This is a genomic window from Pseudomonas sp. LAP_36, from assembly GCF_019456785.1.
In the GTDB taxonomy this organism is placed as follows: Bacteria; Pseudomonadota; Gammaproteobacteria; order Pseudomonadales; family Pseudomonadaceae; genus Aquipseudomonas; species Aquipseudomonas tritici.
This window is the reverse complement of record NZ_JAHZMS010000016.1, coordinates 1-18021: the sequence shown is the minus strand read 5'-3', so window position 1 is coordinate 18021 and position 18021 is coordinate 1. Positions and strand designations below refer to the sequence as shown.

Annotated in this window: 20 protein-coding genes; 8 read left to right on the top strand and 12 right to left on the bottom strand. The window is 60.2% G+C overall.

Features of this window, described 5'->3' with window-relative positions; all coding sequences use genetic code 11:
- Window positions 1-25 precede the first annotated feature (25 nt).
- A complete protein-coding gene (locus tag JBO08_RS27505) occupies window positions 26-406 on the bottom strand; it encodes a hypothetical protein (RefSeq protein WP_065874255.1) in 381 nt (126 codons plus the stop codon).
- Between the two features lie 147 nt (window positions 407-553).
- Between JBO08_RS27505 and JBO08_RS27500 the strand changes: the two genes are divergently transcribed.
- Both JBO08_RS27500 and JBO08_RS27495 read left to right on the top strand, forming a co-directional pair.
- The gene (locus JBO08_RS27500; RefSeq protein WP_065874254.1) at window positions 554-751 is read left to right on the top strand and encodes a heavy-metal-associated domain-containing protein; all 198 of its coding nucleotides are present in this window, start codon (window positions 554-556) and stop codon (window positions 749-751) included.
- Between the two features lie 85 nt (window positions 752-836).
- Window positions 837-2030, top strand: a complete 1194-nt coding sequence (locus JBO08_RS27495; protein WP_220075292.1) for a Bcr/CflA family multidrug efflux MFS transporter — start codon at window positions 837-839, stop codon at window positions 2028-2030.
- An 8-nt stretch (window positions 2031-2038) separates the two neighbouring features.
- On the opposite strand, the gene JBO08_RS27490 is transcribed toward JBO08_RS27495, so the two are convergent.
- The 3 genes from JBO08_RS27490 to JBO08_RS27480 all read right to left on the bottom strand — a co-directional run bounded on the left by JBO08_RS27490 (window position 2039) and on the right by JBO08_RS27480 (window position 3700).
- Window positions 2039-2221 carry a hypothetical protein gene (locus JBO08_RS27490; protein ID WP_049710180.1) on the bottom strand — a complete coding sequence of 61 codons (183 nt, stop codon included), beginning with the start codon at window positions 2219-2221 and terminating at the stop codon, window positions 2039-2041.
- Between the two features lie 145 nt (window positions 2222-2366).
- On the bottom strand, window positions 2367-3380 hold the full coding sequence (locus tag JBO08_RS27485) for a zinc-binding alcohol dehydrogenase family protein (protein ID WP_220075293.1): 1014 nt from the start codon (window positions 3378-3380) through the stop codon (window positions 2367-2369).
- A gap of 26 nt (window positions 3381-3406) precedes the next feature.
- Window positions 3407-3700, bottom strand: coding sequence for a putative quinol monooxygenase (locus JBO08_RS27480; RefSeq protein ID WP_220075294.1), 294 nt, complete (start codon window positions 3698-3700; stop codon window positions 3407-3409).
- 118 nt (window positions 3701-3818) lie between these two features.
- Between JBO08_RS27480 and JBO08_RS27475 the strand changes: the two genes are divergently transcribed.
- Window positions 3819-4745, top strand: coding sequence for a LysR family transcriptional regulator (locus tag JBO08_RS27475; protein WP_065874250.1), 927 nt, complete (start codon window positions 3819-3821; stop codon window positions 4743-4745).
- Between the two features lie 137 nt (window positions 4746-4882).
- Complete coding sequence (locus JBO08_RS27470) at window positions 4883-5572, top strand: helix-turn-helix transcriptional regulator (protein WP_065874249.1); 690 nt, start codon at window positions 4883-4885, stop codon at window positions 5570-5572.
- Between the two features lie 154 nt (window positions 5573-5726).
- Here the strand turns inward: JBO08_RS27470 and JBO08_RS27465 are convergent, their stop codons facing one another.
- Complete coding sequence (locus JBO08_RS27465; RefSeq protein WP_065874248.1) at window positions 5727-6680, bottom strand: adenosine deaminase; 954 nt, start codon at window positions 6678-6680, stop codon at window positions 5727-5729.
- A 194-nt stretch (window positions 6681-6874) separates the two neighbouring features.
- Here JBO08_RS27465 and JBO08_RS27460 point away from each other — a divergent pair, with 194 nt between their 5' ends.
- Window positions 6875-7966, top strand: coding sequence for a calcium:proton antiporter (locus JBO08_RS27460; protein ID WP_065874247.1), 1092 nt, complete (start codon window positions 6875-6877; stop codon window positions 7964-7966).
- 45 nt (window positions 7967-8011) lie between these two features.
- Here JBO08_RS27460 and JBO08_RS27455 read toward each other — a convergent pair whose 3' ends face one another.
- From JBO08_RS27455 to JBO08_RS27445, 3 genes are all read right to left on the bottom strand, one after another.
- Window positions 8012-9370, bottom strand: coding sequence for an 8-oxoguanine deaminase (locus JBO08_RS27455; protein ID WP_065874246.1), 1359 nt, complete (start codon window positions 9368-9370; stop codon window positions 8012-8014).
- A gap of 183 nt (window positions 9371-9553) precedes the next feature.
- A complete protein-coding gene (locus JBO08_RS27450) occupies window positions 9554-10240 on the bottom strand; it encodes an SDR family oxidoreductase (protein ID WP_220075295.1) in 687 nt (228 codons plus the stop codon).
- A gap of 25 nt (window positions 10241-10265) precedes the next feature.
- Window positions 10266-10616, bottom strand: coding sequence for a MerR family transcriptional regulator (locus tag JBO08_RS27445; protein WP_220075296.1), 351 nt, complete (start codon window positions 10614-10616; stop codon window positions 10266-10268).
- 83 nt (window positions 10617-10699) lie between these two features.
- Here JBO08_RS27445 and JBO08_RS27440 point away from each other — a divergent pair, with 83 nt between their 5' ends.
- Window positions 10700-11095: a hypothetical protein gene (locus JBO08_RS27440; RefSeq protein ID WP_049710170.1), complete on the top strand. Its 396-nt coding sequence runs from the start codon at window positions 10700-10702 to the stop codon at window positions 11093-11095.
- Between the two features lies 1 nt (window position 11096).
- On the opposite strand, the gene JBO08_RS27435 is transcribed toward JBO08_RS27440, so the two are convergent.
- From JBO08_RS27435 to JBO08_RS27420, 4 genes are all read right to left on the bottom strand, one after another.
- A complete protein-coding gene (locus JBO08_RS27435; protein WP_065909629.1) occupies window positions 11097-11678 on the bottom strand; it encodes a YigZ family protein in 582 nt (193 codons plus the stop codon).
- Between the two features lie 12 nt (window positions 11679-11690).
- On the bottom strand, window positions 11691-12350 hold the full coding sequence (locus JBO08_RS27430) for a TetR/AcrR family transcriptional regulator (RefSeq protein WP_049710168.1): 660 nt from the start codon (window positions 12348-12350) through the stop codon (window positions 11691-11693).
- Between the two features lie 87 nt (window positions 12351-12437).
- Complete coding sequence (locus JBO08_RS27425; protein WP_220075297.1) at window positions 12438-13832, bottom strand: uracil-xanthine permease family protein; 1395 nt, start codon at window positions 13830-13832, stop codon at window positions 12438-12440.
- Between the two features lie 88 nt (window positions 13833-13920).
- A complete protein-coding gene (locus tag JBO08_RS27420; protein WP_065945514.1) occupies window positions 13921-14841 on the bottom strand; it encodes a LysR family transcriptional regulator in 921 nt (306 codons plus the stop codon).
- Window positions 14842-14966: 125 nt separating this feature from the next.
- Between JBO08_RS27420 and JBO08_RS27415 the strand changes: the two genes are divergently transcribed.
- Complete coding sequence (locus tag JBO08_RS27415; protein WP_220075298.1) at window positions 14967-16316, top strand: aspartate aminotransferase family protein; 1350 nt, start codon at window positions 14967-14969, stop codon at window positions 16314-16316.
- A gap of 39 nt (window positions 16317-16355) precedes the next feature.
- Window positions 16356-17849, top strand: a complete 1494-nt coding sequence (locus JBO08_RS27410; protein WP_220075299.1) for a CoA-acylating methylmalonate-semialdehyde dehydrogenase — start codon at window positions 16356-16358, stop codon at window positions 17847-17849.
- Window positions 17850-18021: the final 172 nt, after the last annotated feature.

Here is an 18021-nt window from a genome sequence, read left to right as displayed (position 1 = left end):
GACCTGTGGGGAAGGTCAAGCGCCGTTAATATTCCAGTGCGGCGGGTTTGAGGTACATGCCGTCCGGGCCCTGGGCGATACGCAATTTGCGCACGTCACCGACCTTGAGCGTGATGTTCTGCGCGGGTGGCGCGAGCAGGCCTGGCAGGCAACCTGGGGATTGGCCCGGTAGCAGCTTCAAGCGCAACGACAGGTTGCCCGCCGGCAGGTTGAACGACGTGGCTTGCTCCTGGAACAACCGGCCGGCCAGTTGATCATTCAGGTATAGGCCGATCTCGCAGTTGGTCGGCACTTCCAGGCGTTCCCGGGAAATGATCAGCACCGCATAGTCTTCTGCGGCAACGGCCTGGGGCGCAGCGGCAGACAAGCTCATCAGGCCGGCAAGGGCAAAAAAAGACCAGCGCATGGCGAATGCTCCGTGGTTTGAATCGAAGAGGAATGAAGCTTGGCCTTTGAGGCCGCCAAATACCAGCCCGGCAGAAGTTTTCAGAACTTGACCTTGCCATCGTGGCAAGGTCGAGACTGGGTTCAACCTCATCAAAGGAGTCATGTCATGCAAGTATTCAGCGTTGAAGGAATGACCTGCGGCCATTGCGTTCGAGCGGTGACCCAGGCGCTGCAGAGCCAGGACCCGGCGGCCAGCGTAAAGGTCGACCTGGCGGCAAAGGAGGTCGGCGTCGAGAGCCGCCTGTCTGCCGAACAGGTGATCAGCCTGATCACGGAAGAAGGCTACAGCGCCAAGCTTGCCTGACGGGTAAAAATAGTTAGCGAGCTATCGTGTTCAATGCGCCCAAGCGCGGCTAGACTGTTGGGCTGCCGTTTGACTTGGGTGCCCGATGAACCTTCGCATAATCCTGATTCTGGGCGCCTTGAGCGCCTTCGCTCCGTTGGCGATCGATTTTTACCTGCCGGGCTTCCCGGCAATGGCCAAGGCCTTTGCCACCGATGAAAAACACATCCAGCTGACCCTGGCGGTGTACTTCGCTGGCCTGGCCATCGGCCAGTTGATCTATGGCCCACTCGCGGACCGCTTTGGTCGACGCGGCCCGCTGCTCAGTGGTGTCACTCTGTTTACGCTGGCCTCCTTTGCCTGCGCCTTCGCGCCGTCCCTGGAATGGCTGATCGGCGCGCGTTTCGTGCAGGCCCTCGGTGGCTGCGCCGGCATGGTGATTTCCCGCGCGGTGGTCAGCGACAAATGCGATGCGGTGGGCTCGGCCAAAGTGTTTTCCCAATTGATGCTGGTCACCGGCCTGGCGCCGATCCTCGCGCCGCTGGCTGGCGGGGTGATGGTGGGATTATGGGGCTGGCAGTCGATTTTCCTGGCGCTGTCGATATTCAGCGTGATGGCGGCAATCGCCGTGGCGATCGGGCTGCCGGAAACCTTTCCGGCCCATCAGCCGCGCCAGCCGTTGTCCGGGTCGTTACGTCGCTACGGCTCGCTGTTGTCCGATCGGGTTTACCTGGGGTACGCGCTCACTGGCGGTATTTCGATTGCCGGGATGTTTGCCTACATTGCCGGTTCACCGTTCGTGTTTATCCAACTCTACGGCGTGCCAGCCGAGCATTACGGCTGGCTGTTTGGCTCCAATGCCGCAGGCTTTATCCTGGTGGCACAGGTGAATGCGCGGTTGCTGGCCAAGCGTGGCCCGGCGTACCTGCTGTCGCGCAGTGTGTGGGTTTACCTGTTGGCGGCGTTGACGCTGCTCGGCATCACGGCCTTACGCACCGAAGCGCTGTGGCCGTTGCTGGTGCCGCTGTTTATCTGCATCGCGAGCCTGGGCTGCATTTTGCCCAATACCTCGGCGTGTGCCATGAGCGGGCAGGGTGCACGCGCCGGTAGCGCGTCGGCGCTGCTCGGGTGCATTCAGTTTGGCGTGGCGGCGGGCGCTGCTTCATTAGTGGGTGTGCTGCACGACGGCACGGCGATGCCGATGGCCATCGTCATCAGCCTGTGCGGTGTATTGGCGGTAACGATTGCGATGTCGACCCAGCGCCTGCAACGGGCGAGGGCCGAGCAGGCGCAGGGCTGAAGCGCGGATCAGCCAGCGGCGGAGCGTTGCTGGCTGTTCGGAAAGCGGTGGGGGGCTTGGATACGGGCTTGCAGGGTGTCGGCAAAGGCACGGGCTTCGGCCTCGGTGCGGAAGGTGAACGCGTCGCCGTCGAGACGAACCTGCCATTTATTGCCTGCGGATTTTGCTAACGCTTTTATCAGGATCTTCATTGCTGACTTCCTCACGTAAAAGAATCGTGGCAAAGGCCGCCAATATAAACCCGAATACGCTCACACATATGACAAAGATCAACTCTCAGACTAGCGGTGTCGTCCATTACTCACAGGAATAATGGACAACACTGACAGACGTTTTTCAGAACCCTTCCAGCACGATCTTGCCCTTGGCCTTGCCGCTTTCCAGCAGCGCATGGGCACGCCGCAGGTTCGCCGCATTAATCACACCGAAGTGCTCACCCACTGTGGTTTTCAGGGTACCTGCGTCGATCAGTTCGGCCACGCGATTGAGCAGGTTGTGCTGTTCGATCATGTCCGGGGTTTCGAACATCGAGCGCGTGTACATGAACTCCCAATGCAGTGACAGGCTCTTGCGCTTGAGCTTACTGACGTCCAGTGCCTTGGGATCGTCGATCAGCGCGAGCTTGCCCTGGGGTTGCAGGGCTTCGACCAGTTGGTCCAGGTGATGGTCGGTCTGGGTCAGGCTGGCGACGTGGGTCACTTGCGCGTGGCCAGCTGCTTTCAGCGCTTCGCTCAGCGGTTGGCTGTGATCGATCACCAGGTCGGCGCCGAGGGCCTTGGTCCATTCCTGGGTTTCCGGGCGCGAAGCGGTGCCGATCACTTTCAAGGCGGTGAGCTGGCTGGCCAACTGGGTCAGGATCGATCCTACGCCACCCGCGGCGCCGACGATCAGCAGGCTCTGGTCTTCATCCTGTTTGCCTTCACGCACTTGCAGGCGTTCGAACAGCAGTTCCCAGGCGGTGATGGCGGTCAGTGGCAGGGCGGCAGCGTCGGCAAAACCCAGGCTTTTCGGCATGTGCCCGACGATGCGTTCGTCCACGGTGTGCAATTCGCTGTTGCCCCCCGGGCGTACCAGAGAGCCGGCGTAGAACACCTTGTCACCGGCCTTGAACAGCGTCACTTCGCTGCCGACAGCCTTGACCACGCCAGCCACGTCCCAGCCCAGCACCTTGGCGGCGCCGTTTTCCGGGGCGACGTTCTGGCGCACTTTGGTGTCCACCGGGTTGACCGAGATGGCTTTGACTTCCACCAGCAGGTCACGCGGGCCGGCGACGGGCGCTGGCAACTCAATGTCTTGCAGGGCGTTCGGGTCGTTGATCGGCAGCGAGGCGTAGTAGGCAATGGCTTTCATGATGGCTCCAGGAAAAGGGCGGGTGATCAGGCAAGAAACTTCAGGCGCTTGAGGTCGAAGTGTTCGATCACATCAGCGGCCTTGGCGCGAAAGCTCTGGATGTGCGCGCTCTGGTCGTGGTCGGCCAGTGCTGCCTCGTCGCTCCAGCGTTCGAGCATGTAGAAGGTTTCGGGGTGTTGCAGGTCCTGGTGCAGGTCGTACTGCTCACAACCGGCCTCAAGGCGGGTGGGTTCCAGCAGGCCGCGCAGCAAGGTTTCCAAGGTGGCCTGCTGGCCGGGTTTGGCGATCAGCGTGGCGATGACGTTAAAGGCAGTGGACATATTCAACTCCAGATACGTAATGAACGGGATGCACGGATGATTGGCTATTTCCCCAGGAGATAAAAGCCGCTAAAACAAAGGTCTGTTTCAACCAAATTTTGATAATGAGCGGGAATGCATGCTGCGTTTTGATGATTTGCAGTTGTTTGTGCGTGCGGCGGACCTGGGTAGCCTGTCCGCTGCCGCACGGGTGATGGACCTGTCGCCTGCGGTAGCCAGTGCCGCGCTCAAGCGCATCGAACAGCAACTGGGCACGCGCTTGCTGGCGCGCTCTACCCGCAGCCTGCGCTTGACGGCTGAAGGCGACGGTTTCCTGGAATATGCTCGCGCCGCGTTGAGCTCGCTGGATGAAGGGCGGCGCTTATTGGCCAGCGGCCAGGACCATGTCAGTGGCGTGCTCCAGCTGTCGGCGCCTTCCGATTTCGGGCGTAACCAATTGCTGCCGTGGTTAGATGAATTCCAGCATGAGCACCCGCAACTGAGCGTGCGCCTGTTGTTGGGTGATCGAATTGCCGACTTGTTCCGCCAGCCGGTGGACATCGCCCTACGCTACGGTGAACCCGAGGATTCCAGCCTTGTCGCGCTCCCCGTCGCGCCGGAAAACGTTCGCGTGTTATGCGCTTCCCCCAGCTATCTCGCGCGGTTTGGCGAGCCTCGGCAGTTGGAGCAACTGGCCCAGCACAATTGCCTGCTGTACATGCTCGGTAGCCGGGTCCACGACCACTGGACTTTTCACGACGGTAAACGCGACGTCAGCCTGACCGTCTCCGGCGACCGTTTCAGTGACGATGCCGACGTAGTCCGCCGCTGGGCGGTGGCGGGTGTAGGCATTGCCTACAAGTCCTGGCTGGATGTGAGTACTGACGTGCTGGCCGGGCGCCTGCGCTTGATCCTGCCTGAGCTGCGCGGTGAGCGTACGCCACTCAATCTGCTGTGTGCTCATCGCGCGCAACTGAGCAAACCCATCAACCTGTTGCGGGAAATGCTCGTGTCCCGTTGTGCGATGTTGACTGCCCAATTACCGGAGCCATTGAGCGCGACGTAACGGCCTCCATCAAAGCAGGAAATTTCACTCAGATACCGTCCCTATCTACGCTGTCAGACGCCGTGGAACCGGCGATTTACGGCCCTATACTTTGGCGCCAACCTCAGTAGAAAAATAAATCGACAGGGAGTGAAAAGATGGAAGTGGCACCTTGCATCAGTCAGATCGCCAGCTTGCTCGCCGAGCCCAAACGCACCGCCATGCTGTGGGCCTTGATGGATGGCTCGGCCAAATCGCCGGTTGAGTTGGCAACGCTCGCCGGGTTGTCTCCGACATCCGCCAATGCGCACTTGGCGCGAATGACCGCAGGTGGTTTGCTGCGGGTTGAGGCCCGGCGTGGCAAGCGTTTGTTTCGTGTTGCGGCACCTGATGTCAGCGCTGCCATCGATGCCTTGGCCAGAACCACCATGGCGTGTGTTGCACGCAGCGCGCCGGGCGTAACAGCGGCGGCCCTGGTTGCACCGCCGCTGTTACGCCATGCCCGGTTGTGCCACGGCCACCTCGGCGGGGAGCTGGGGGCGCAGTTGTATCAACATCTGTTGGAGGCGGGGTGGATCGAGCGCTATGAGTTGCGTACCGACATTACGGTCAAAGGCGCGCAGCACTTGGCCGGCCTGGGTATTTTCATTCAGGCATTGGCATCGCCGCTGGTGTGTAGCTGTTTTGACTGGAGCCAGCAGCAACCGCACCTGGGCGGTGCGTTGGGGGCAGGGTTGTTGCAACTGTTTTTGCAGTCGAACTGGATCAGTGTGATCAACGAGTCGCAGGCCTTGCAGGTGCACGCTATCGGGCAGCGGGAAATCGCCCGATTCACCCTGGCTGGGTGAGGTGGTGATGTGAGAACGATGAGTTCAATGTGGGAGCCGGGCTTGTCGAACCGTCGAACCGCCGCGATAGCGGTGTGCCAGGCAATAAATTGCTCACTGATACACCTCTATCGCAGGCAAGCCAGCTCCCACATGTTGGACTGCGTTCAGTCAGTTATGGCTTGACCAGTCTGGCATCCAGGCTGTTCTGCGCCAGGCGCTTGGCCTGGTCCTGGGTCATGCCCAGCGAGGTGTACAGCGCGTGGAAGTTCTCGGTGACATAGCCGCCGAAGTACGCCGGGTCATCCGAATTCACCGTCACCTTCACGCCACGCTCGAGCATGTCGAGGATGTTGTGTTGGGCCATGTCGTCGAACACACACAGTTTGGTGTTGGACAATGGGCACACGGTCAGCGGGATCTGCTCGTCGATGATGCGCTGCATCAAGCGCTCGTCTTCGATAGCGCGCACGCCATGGTCGATACGCTCGATCTTCAACAGGTCGAGGGCTTCCCAGATGTATTCGGGCGGGCCTTCTTCACCGGCGTGGGCCACGGTGAGGAAGCCTTCGTGACGGGCGCGGTCGAACACGCGCTGGAACTTGCTCGGCGGGTGACCCATTTCCGAACTGTCCAGGCCCACGGCCACAAACGCGTCACGGAACGGCAAGGCCTGGTCCAGGGTTTTCTCGGCTTCGGCTTCGCTCAAGTGGCGCAGGAAGCTGAGGATCAAACCGCTGGTGATGCCCAGTTGTTGCTCGCCATCTTTAAGGGCAGCGGCGATGCCGTTGAGCACCACTTCGAACGGCACGCCACGGTCGGTGTGGGTCTGCGGGTCGAAGAAGGGTTCGGTGTGGATCACGTTCTGCGCTTTGCAGCGCAGCAGGTAGGCCCAGGTCAGGTCGTAGAAATCCTGGGAGGTGCGCAGCACATCGGCGCCCTTGTAGTACAGGTCAAGAAACTCTTGCAGGTTGTTGAACGCGTAGGCCTTGCGCAGGGTGTCGACGTCGTTCCACGGCAGAGCAATCTTGTTGCGCTCGGCCAGGGCGAACAGCAACTCAGGCTCCAGCGAGCCCTCCAGATGCAGGTGCAATTCAGCCTTGGGCAGGGCGTTGAGCCAATCGTACATTTTCTAAATTCTCATCAGGTGCAATGGCGGCATTCTACAGGCCATGGCTGAAATAATCGGTAAAACCTGACCAGCAGGAGAGTTTTGGCTTTATTCATGCAAGAACCCTCTCAATTAAGATGTAACGAAACGTTAGCGACATCGCGCAGTCTGTACCCCATCAATGACAGATTTGCGGTACTAAAAGGCCCGAAATGCTCACCTCACTCAAGCAAGAAAAATTCATGCTGCTGGCGCTGATTGCCGCCATCGCCGCCTACCCGCTGGAGCACTGGATGCTGCACAGCGGACAAATGGTGGCGCTGCTGGCTGGCGCGGCACTCATTGGCTTTATTGTGATGGCGTCGATGCGCGTTGCCCATCACGCCGAGCAACTCGCGGAAAAAGTCGGCGACCCCTACGGCACCATGATCCTCACCCTGGCCGCCGTGCTCGTGGAGGTGGTGATCCTGGCGATCATGATGAGCAACGAGCCTTCGCCCACCCTGGTGCGCGACACCATTTACTCGGCGGTGATGCTCGACATCAACGGGATTCTCGGCCTGGCTGCGCTGATGGGCGGTATCAAGCACGGTGAACAGTCCTACAACGACGATTCGGCGCGTACTTACAGCGTGATGATCCTCACCGCCATGGGCGTGTCGATGGTGGTGCCGGAATTCATCCCCGAAGCCGACTGGAAAATTTACTCGGCCTTCACCATTGGCGCGATGGTGGTGTTGTACACCCTGTTCCTGCGCATGCAGGTGGGGCCGCACAGTTATTTCTTCAGCTACAGCTACCCGGAAAAACGCCGCAAGAAGCAGCCGGAAGAACAGGAAGCGCCGTCGGTTAACCTGGCATTTTCCATCGGCACGCTGGTGTTTGGGGTGGTGGTGATCGGTGCATTGGCCGAAGTGATGTCTAAGACCCTGGACCTTGGCCTGGAAGGCACGGGCGCGCCGCCGGTGATCACGGCGATTGTGGTCGCGGCCATTTCGGCAGCGCCGGAAATTTTGACGGCGTTGCGCGCCGCTTTGGCGAACCGCATGCAGTCGGTGGTGAATATTGCGTTGGGTGCTTCGTTGTCGACGGTGATCCTGACGGTGCCGGTGATGGAAGCCATGGCGCTCTACACCGGCCAGCCGTTCCAGATGGCGATGACGCCGGTGCAGACCGTGATGGTGTTGATCACGCTCATTGTGAGCGCGATCAACCTCAACGATGGCGAAACCAATGCCATCGAAGGGATGACGCATTTTGTGTTGTTTGCGACCTTCATTATGTTGTCGTTGTTGGGGTTGTAAGGGGCTTCGGTACACCCCAAAACTAATGTGGGAGCTTTGTTTGGATTAGGTTCCGGCGATCAACTGCCGTGCCGCCTGGGTGTGATCGGCGATCAAGCCTTTCAGGTCCAGGCCTTCCACTTGGCCGTCAATCACACGCCACTTGCCGCCGATCATCACTCGATCCGCCCGATCCGCACCGCACAGCAGCAGTGCCGAGATTGGGTCGTGGCTGCCGGAGAAACGCAGCTCATCCAGCTTGAACAACGCCAGGTCGGCCTGCTTTCCTACCGCCAATTCGCCAATGTCTGTACGCCCGAGCAACTGCGCTGAACCTTTGGTCGCCCAGCCCAGCACGCCTTGCGGGGTGATCTTTTCCGCGCCGTAACGCAAGCGCTGGATGTACAGGGCTTGGCGTGCTTCAAGGATCATGTTTGACGCATCGTTGGAGGCGGAGCCATCCACGCCCAGGCCGATAGGCGCGCCTGCTGCCAGCAGGTCCAGCGTCGGGCAGATGCCGGACGCCAGACGCATGTTCGAGCTTGGGCAGTGGCAGATGCCGGTGCCGGCGGCGCCCAGGCGCGCAATCTCATCCGGGTTGAAGTGAATGCCATGCGCCAGCCAGGTGCGCGGGCCGAGCCAGCCGACGCTGTCCAGATAATCCACGGTGCGCAGGCCGAAGCGTTGCAGGCAGAAGTCTTCTTCGTCGAGGGTTTCCGCCAGGTGGGTGTGCAGGCGTACGTCGAGGCTGTTGGCCAGTTCGGCGCTGGCTTGCATGATTTCCGGGGTGACGGAAAACGGCGAGCAGGGGGCCAGGGCAATCTGGATCTGTGCGCCGTCGCCGCGCTGGTGATAGTCGCGGATCAGGCGTTGGCTGTCTTCAAGGATGACTTGGCCCTGTTGCACGGTCTGCTGCGGAGGCAGGCCGCCATCGGCTTCGCCGAGGCTCATGGAGCCGCGGGTGAGCATGGCGCGCATGCCCAATTCGCGCACGCTTTCAACTTGCACGTCGATCGCGTTTTCCAGGCCGTCAGGGAACAGGTAATGGTGGTCTGCCGCCGTGGTGCAGCCAGAAAGCAGCAACTCCGCGAGTGCCACCTTCGACGCCAGGGCGAGTTTTTCCGGGGTCAGCCGCGCCCAGACCGGGTAGAGGGTTTTCAACCAAGGGAACAATGGCTGATTGACCACCGGCGCCCAGGCGCGGGTCAGGGTTTGATAGAAGTGGTGGTGGGTGTTGATCAGGCCGGGAAGGATCACATGTTCGCGCGCATCGAAGACATGCCCGCAAGGCACGGCAGGCTCTCTTCCCCAGCCCAGTACTTCGGTGATCACACCGTCTTGCAGCACCAGGCCGCCACGGCCATCGAGACCATTGGCAGTGAAAATCGCGAGGGGGTTTTTTAACCAGATACGGGTCGCAGGCATTGGCCGGCTCCTCTGAATGATGGGTTCAGGTTTGCCAGCTCAGTGTTGCCCTGTCTGCTGATCCAGGGTCGCCGGTGAAGGCGAGGGGGGAGTTTACTTGTAGTCTATGTTCGGGTCTATCTGTAGGAGCGCGGTGCTCTTGAGATTATCGCGGGCAAGCCCACTCCCACAGTGGATGGGTATTTACCAGGCGATAGTGTCGCCTTTGTAATCGATGAAGTGATGGCCGCCTTTACCGGTGTAGGCATTCACTTGGTCCACCAGGCCGCGCACGCTGGTGTCGACATCGATGTGCGCATTTTCGCCGCCCATATCGGTCTTCACCCAGCCTGGATGCAGTGACAACACCGTGAGTTTAGGGGCACCCAGTTGGGTGACAAAACTGTTGGTCATGGAGTTGAGCGCCGCCTTGCTGGCCTTATACAGCGCCAGGTCCGCCCCGTCGGGGATGGTCACGCTGCCCAGTACCGAACTCATGAAGGCCAGTACGCCGCTGTCCTTGCGGATCTGCCCGACAAAGCGCTGGGCCAGGTTGATCGGCGCCACGGCATTGGTGAAGAACAGTTGGCCGACTTCGGCCAGGGTGGCGTGGCCGGGTTCTTGATTGGCGGGTCCCTTGACGCCGGCGTTGACGAACAGCAGGTCGAACGTGCGTTCCTTGAGACGCCTGCTCAGGGCGATCACGGCTTGCTGATCGTCCATGTCGAGTTTCTCGATCTGCACCGGGCCGACGACTTTCAGGGCATCGGCGTTGCTCGGATCACGCACGGTGGCGGTCACGTCCCAGCCGTCCTGGAGCAGTTGCTTGACCAGGCCAAGGCCCAGCCCGCGCGAGGCGCCGATGATCAATGCGGTTTTTGGCGTAGACATGAAGGGCTTCCTGTGGAATGGAGGTTCACGGGTTCAATGGACAACGTTGCCCGAGCCTTTGCTGCAACTCGTGACGCAATTGGCCGAGTTTGGCGATGCGGGTTTCGATCAGGTTGAGCTTGTCTTGCAGCAGTTGTGTGACGGCGCTGTCGGGGTCGGGCGCGTGCCACAGGGTGGCGACGCTGCTGCCGATCTCGCCCAGGCTGAAGCCCAGGCGTTGCGCGGTCCTGATGTAGAGCACCAGTTGCACCATGTCCGCAGGGTAGTCGCGGTAACCGTTGGCACTGCGTTGTGCGGCGATCAACCCGCGCTGCTCGTAGAAACGCAGGGTGTCGCGGCTGACCTGGCTGGCCTGGGCTAATTCGCCAATACGCATCGGGCGCACTCGAAGGGGCTTGACCTTGGAGCATACTCCAGGCTTTACCTTGCTGGCTTCTTGAATTAAAGGAGCTAGTTGAGATGTGGACCACTGCCCAATACCGAACCCTGGTGCGTGCCAGCGCCTGGTATGACTTGATCGTTACCGCAGCGTTTGTCACGCCGTGGAGTTTTTTGTTTTTGCACAGCCTGTTGCAGGGCTTGAACCTGCCTGGGGAATTTCCGCCGTTTGCCCCGGCGCATGTGCTGATGGCCAATTTGCTGGGGTCGATTGTGTGCGTATGGGCGGTGCTGCGAATTCGTGATCCCCAGCGCAAATTCGGTGTGTACGATGCAGCAGGTCGCGCATTGTTTAGCACTTGGCAGCTCTACGCGCTGGCGCACGGTGCCACGTCGATACTTTGGGGGATTGTGCTGTTTGAAGTGCTGTGGGGCATCGCGCAACTGCTGCCGGTGCGGTCGGTACCGGCAGATTGATTCAGCGTTGCAGCAAGATGCGCCCACGGCTCAGGTCGGCAAGCTGGGTTTGCAGGGTGTCGATCTGCGCTTCGCCCAATGCGAGTTGCAGCTCGACGCCGTTGGCGGTGAAGGTTTCTTCCACCACCAGCCCGCCCAGTTCAGCCACGCGCAGTTTCACCAGGTTGAGCTCGGCGAACCCGCAAGCGCAACTTAAGGGCACACGGCTGATCAATTCGATGCGTTCGGCATTTTGCAGGCATTTATTCGCGCCACCGCCGTACGCACGCGCTAGCCCGCCGGTGCCCAGTTGGATGCCGCCGTACCAGCGAATCACCAGCACCGCGACCTGATCAAAACCCTGTGCCTCGATGGCCGCCAGGATCGGCCGCCCGGCTGTGCCGCCGGGTTCGCCATCGTCGTTGCTGCGGTATTGATCGGCGAGTTTCCAGGCCCAGCAATTGTGCGTGGCGTTCAGGTCGCTGTGCTGCTCGAAAAAAGCCTGGGCGTCCTGCGGGCTGGTGATCGGTGCGGCGAGCGTGATGAAGCGGCTTTTGCGTATTTCTTCGCGAAATTCGCAAAGGCCGGTGAGCGTGAAAGGCATAAGTCGCTTCGTTTATTGGACGGGCTTGATGCCACAGCCCTTGAGAATGATGTGGATCAGGTTGGTGCCGGCGTCGTCCATGTCCTGCTTGGTCAGCTTGGTGCGACCGGTGACGCGGCAGATCTGGGTGGCGAAGTCGGCGTAGTGCTGGGTGCTGCCCCACAGCAGGAAGATCAGGTGCACGGGGTCGATGGGGTCCATCTTGCCGGCGTCGATCCAGGCCTGGAACACCGCCGCGCGGCCACTGAACCACGCACGATAGTCCTGGCTGAAATATTCGGTGAGGCATTCGCCGCCGCTGATGATCTCCATGGCGAAGATCCGCGAGGCCTGGGGTTGGCGCCGCGAGAACTCCATCTTGGTGCGAATGTAGCGGGTGAGGGCTACGGCCGGGTCGTCCTCGGCGGTCAGCGCGTTGAAGGTGCTGTCCCACAGTTCGAGGATGTTGCTGAGCACCGCGATGTACAGGCCCAGTTTGTTGGTGAAGTAGTAGTGCAAGTTGGCCTTTGGCAGCCCGGCACTGGCAGCAATCGTATTCATGCTGGTGCCTTTGTAGCCATGGCGCGCGAACTCATCTTCAGCAGCCTGGAGAATCGCTTGTTCGTTCTTTTGCCGAATGCGGCTGGCGGGTTTACCGGCTTGGTTGCTGTGGGCAGGAACTTCGAGGCTCATGGAGGTTTCCGTGCTGATCGATAGAGACGACGTGTGCACAGATAACCCACCCTCAAGCCTCAGACAAGTCCTGATGCAATAAAACTGTCAAAGCGGTTCCAGCGTGTCGCTTTCCGGTGTGTGGTTTGCGGCGACGCGGGTGGGTTTGGCTTCCGGTAATAGCAGGCACAGCACAATGGCAGTCAGGCCGCCGCTGGTGATAGCGGAGTCGAACAGGTTCTGCACCAGCGTCGGCATCAAGTGCAGCAGGTTCGGTTGGGCGGCGATACCCAGGCCCACACCAAACGAGGTGGCGATGATCAGCATGCTGCGTCGGTCCAGCGGTGCCTGAGCAAGGATGCGCACACCGGCGGCGGCCACGCTGCCGAACATCACCAGGGTCGCGCCGCCCAAGACCGGCTTGGGGATTTGCTGCAGGACTGCGCCAATCAATGGAAACAACCCGAGGCAAAACAGCACCACGCCGATATATAAGCCGACGTATCGGCTGGCGACGCCGGTGAGTTGAATCACGCCGTTGTTCTGCGCGAACGTGGTGTTGGGGAAGGCGCTGAAGGTGGCGGCGATCATGCAACTGACACCATCGCCGAGGACGCCACCCTTGAGGCGGCTTATATAAGAAGGGCCGCTGATGGGCTGGCGGGCGATCATGCAGTTGGCGGTGAGGTCACCGACCGTTTCGATGCTGCTGATCAGATAAATCAGCGCGATCGGCAGGAAAGCGCTCCAGTCGAAGTTGAAACCAAAGCGAAACGGAATAGGCAGGCTGACCAGCGGCAGGTCGGGCAGGGCTTGAGGCATGAGTTTGCCGCTGAACCACGCGGCCAGGCTACCGAGGGCCAGGCCGATGATGATTGCCGACAGGCGCACCCAAGGTGTGTTGGAGCGGTTGAGCAGGATGATGGTCAGTACCACGAACACACCCAGCGCCAAGTTGATAGGCGCGCCGAAGTCCGGGGCGTTGAAACCGCCGCCAAGGTCGGTGATGCCGACCTTGATCAAACTGATGCCGATCAACGTGATGACAATTCCAGTCACCAACGGCGTGATGACTCGGCGCAGTTGGCCGATAAAGCGGCTCAGCACGATCTGCACCACGGCGCCGAAAAAGCACACGCCAAAGATCATCGCCATGATGTCTTCCGGGCTGCCGCCGCGTTGCTTCACCAGAAAGCCCGCCGACAACACCGCGCCAAGAAACGCAAAGCTGGTGCCCTGCAGGCAAATCATCCCCGCGCCGATACCAAATGGCCTACGTGCCTGAATGAACGTGCCGACACCGGAGAGCATCAACGCCATGCTGATCAAGTAGGGCAAATGGGCGGTCAGACCCAGAGTGGAGCCGATGATCAGTGGCGGGGTGATGATGCCGACAAAGGCGGCCAGCACATGTTGCAGTGCGGCGAGCAGGGCCGGAGCGGGTTTCGGGCGGTCGTTGAGGCCGTAGATGAGGTCGCTGGAGCTGGAGGGTTCTGGTGGCATGGCGGGCAAACTCGAGTCGGACAGTTCTAGGTCCTGGTGGGCTTGCAAAAAACTGTCCAAGTGCTCAGCTTTTTGCTCGAGGCCCGCGTTAGCGCGTTGCTGCCAGACTTTCCAGGAAGCTTTCCAGCACCAAATGGGGGCGACGGCCCTTACGCGTGACCGATGCGAGGCTCAAATCGTAAAAACGTGTAGCCGGTTTCAGCGGGCGCAGTCGTCCTTGTTGTACCCACAGGCCGGCGTAGTGATCGGGCAGGTAGCCAATATAGCGTCCGGTAAGGATCAGGAACGCCATGCCTTCGCGGTCGGAGGCGCTGGCGGTGCAGTTGAGTGCCTGGTAATGGGCCTGGATCTCGGCGGGCAGGCGGAACGTCGGTGCGATGGCGTCCTGGTCATCGATGCGAGCGTCGTCCAACTGCTTGTCGTCGGCATAGAACAACGGGTGGCCGACCGCGCAGTAGAGCAGCGAACGCTCGCTGTACAGCGGTTGATATTCCAATCCCGACAGGGCGCTTGCCTGGGGCACCACGCCGACATGCAGGCGACCGTCGAGCACGCCTTGTTCGACTTCGTTGGGGGCGATCATGCGGATCTGGATTTGCACATCCGGGCCGCGTTCCTTCAATTGTGCGAGCGCGTGGGTGATGCGCATGTGGGGCAGGGTGACGAGGTTGTCGGTGAGACCGATGATCAGCTCGCCGCGCAGATGCTGGTGCAGGCCGTTGACCTCGGTGCGAAAGCTTTCCAGGGCACTCAAGAGTTGCAGGGCCGATTGGTAGACCTCGCGGCCTTCTTCGGTCAGGGAGAAACCGGCGCGGCCGCGTTGGCACAGCCTTAGCCCGAGGCGTTGCTCAAGATCGCTCATTTGCTGGCTGATGGCCGAACGGCCTATGCCCAGCACGGTTTCTGCCGCTGAAAAACCACCGCACTCCACCACACTGCGAAAAATGCGCAGCAGGCGGATATCGAAGTCGCTGACTTGGGCCAGGGGATCGGGTCGACGGCTGCTCATAGTTTAGTGACGGCCTGACTGAAGGTTAGAAGAGTTGGATTTCACCGACTTTATCGCCATGGCAATTTAGCTGCAACCACGCGTTTCAATCCCGACGCTGCCTTCTGCCTTGCGAGGTTTTGCTGATGAACATGCCCGAAAACGCCCCATCGTCCCTGGCCAGCCAACTGAAGCTGGACGCGCACTGGATGCCTTACACCGCCAACCGTAACTTCCAGCGTGACCCGCGGCTGATCGTGGCCGCCGAAGGCAGCTGGTTGACGGATGACAAAGGCCGCAAGGTGTATGACTCGCTGTCGGGCCTGTGGACCTGTGGCGCCGGGCACACGCGTAAGGAAATCCAGGAAGCGGTGTCCAAACAACTGGGGACTTTGGACTACTCGCCGGGCTTCCAATACGGTCACCCGTTGTCCTTCCAACTGGCGGAAAAGATTACGGCCCTGACCCCTGGCAACCTTAACCATGTGTTCTTCACCGACTCCGGCTCCGAGTGCGCCGACACGGCGGTGAAGATGGTGCGTGCGTACTGGCGCCTGAAAGGTCAGGCCACCAAGACCAAGATGATCGGTCGCGCCCGTGGTTATCACGGTGTGAACATCGCCGGCACCAGCCTGGGCGGCGTCAACGGCAACCGTAAAATGTTTGGTCAGGCGATGATGGATGTTGATCATCTGCCGCACACCCTGCTGGCGAGCAATGCATTCTCCCGTGGGATGCCGGAGCAGGGCGGTATCGCGCTGGCTGATGAATTGCTCAAGCTGATCGAGTTGCACGATGCATCGAATATCGCGGCTGTATTTGTCGAGCCAATGGCCGGCTCTGCGGGCGTGCTGGTGCCGCCACAGGGTTACCTCAAGCGTCTGCGTGAGATCTGTGACCAGCACAATATCCTGTTGGTGTTCGACGAAGTGATCACCGGGTTTGGCCGTACCGGTTCGATGTTCGGGGCCGACAGCTTCGGCGTGACCCCAGACCTGATGTGCATCGCCAAGCAAGTAACCAACGGCGCGATCCCGATGGGCGCGGTGATTGCCAGCAGCGAGATCTATCAGACCTTCATGAACCAGGCGACGCCGGAGTATGCGGTGGAATTCCCCCACGGCTACACCTACTCGGCGCATCCGGTGGCGTGCGCAGCTGGCCTGGCGGCATTGGACCTGCTGCAGAAGGAAAACCTGGTGCAGAGCGTAGCCGAAGTCGCACCGCACTTTGAGAATGCGCTGCACGGTTTGAAGGGCAGCAAGAACGTAATCGATATTCGCAACTATGGCTTGGCCGGTGCGATCCAGATTGCCCCGCGTGACGGTGATGCCATCGTGCGTCCATTCGAGGCCGGCATGGCCTTGTGGAAAGCCGGTTTCTACGTGCGTTTTGGCGGTGACACCCTGCAGTTCGGACCAACCTTCAACAGCAAGCCGCAGGACCTGGATCGCTTGTTCGATGCGGTCGGCGGAGTGCTGAACAAGATCGACTGATTTCTCCTTCTATATAGAACAATTTTTCAGGAGCCCTGCATGAGCCTTATCCAGCATTTGATCAACGGTGAGATGGTCAACGACAGTGGCCGCAGTGCCGACGTGTATAACCCGTCGACCGGCCAGGTGATCCACCAGGTGCCGTTGGCCAGCCGTGAAACCATTCAACAAGCGATCGACTCGGCCAAGGCTGCGTTCCCGGCGTGGCGTAATACCCCGCCAGCCAAGCGCGCCCAGGTGATGTTTCGTTTCAAGCAGTTGCTGGAGCAGAACGAAGCACGCATCTCGCAGTTAATCAGCGAAGAGCATGGCAAGACGCTGGAAGACGCGGCCGGTGAGTTGAAGCGCGGGATCGAAAACGTGGAGTACGCGTGCTCGGCGCCGGAGATTCTGAAGGGCGAATACAGTCGTAACGTAGGACCGAACATTGATGCCTGGTCGGACTTCCAGCCGCTGGGCGTGGTTGCCGGTATTACGCCGTTCAACTTCCCGGCGATGGTGCCGTTGTGGATGTACCCGTTGGCGATAGTCTGCGGTAACTGTTTCATCCTGAAACCATCGGAGCGTGATCCGAGCTCGACGCTGTTGATCGCGCAATTGCTGCAAGAGGCCGGTTTGCCTAAAGGCGTGCTGAGTGTGGTGCACGGTGACAAGGGTGCGGTGGATGCACTGATCGAAGCACCGGAAGTGAAAGCACTGAGTTTCGTGGGCTCGACGCCGATTGCCGAATACATTTATTCCGAAGCGACCAAGTGTGGCAAACGCGTGCAGGCACTGGGTGGGGCGAAGAACCACGCGGTACTGATGCCGGACGCGGACCTGGATAACGCGGTGAGTGCCTTGATGGGCGCGGCGTATGGTTCCTGTGGTGAGCGTTGCATGGCGATTTCGGTGGCTGTGTGCGTGGGCGACCAAGTGGCGGATGCGTTGATTGCCAAGCTGGTGCCGCAGGTCAAGGCGCTGAAAATTGGCGCGGGCACTTCTTGCGGGCTGGATATGGGGCCGTTGGTGACTGGCCAGGCGCGTGACAAAGTCAGTGGCTATATAGAAGACGGAGTGGCGGCGGGGGCTGAGCTGGTTGTCGATGGTCGCGGCTTGAGTGTTGCCGGGCACGAAGAGGGCTTCTTCCTGGGGGGGAGTTTGTTTGATCGTGTGACGCCTGAGATGCGTATCTATAAAGAAGAGATCTTCGGACCGGTGTTGTGCGTGGTGCGGGTGGATAGCCTGGAAACGGCGATGCAACTGATCAACGATCATGAATACGGTAACGGTACCTGTATCTTCACGCGTGACGGTGAAGCGGCACGGCTGTTCTGCGATGAGATCGAAGTGGGCATGGTCGGCGTTAACGTTCCCCTGCCAGTGCCGGTGGCTTATCACAGCTTTGGTGGCTGGAAGCGATCGCTGTTCGGCGACTTGCATGCGTACGGTCCGGATGGGGTGCGCTTCTACACACGTCGCAAGGCGATTACACAGCGCTGGCCGCAACGGGCGAGCCATGAAGCGTCGCAGTTTGCCTTTCCTAGTCTTTAAGGCTCGGTAGGAAGAAAGCCGGCCCCTTGGGGCCGGCTTTTGCGTTTCTGGGGGCTTTTTGACCTATATGACAGAAATGTGAAAAAAAGGGGTTGACGGCAGATCCTGGAAGTCTATAATTCGCCCCACTTCCGGCGCAGTCGAAACGGAAAACTCCTTGGTAAACAAAGAG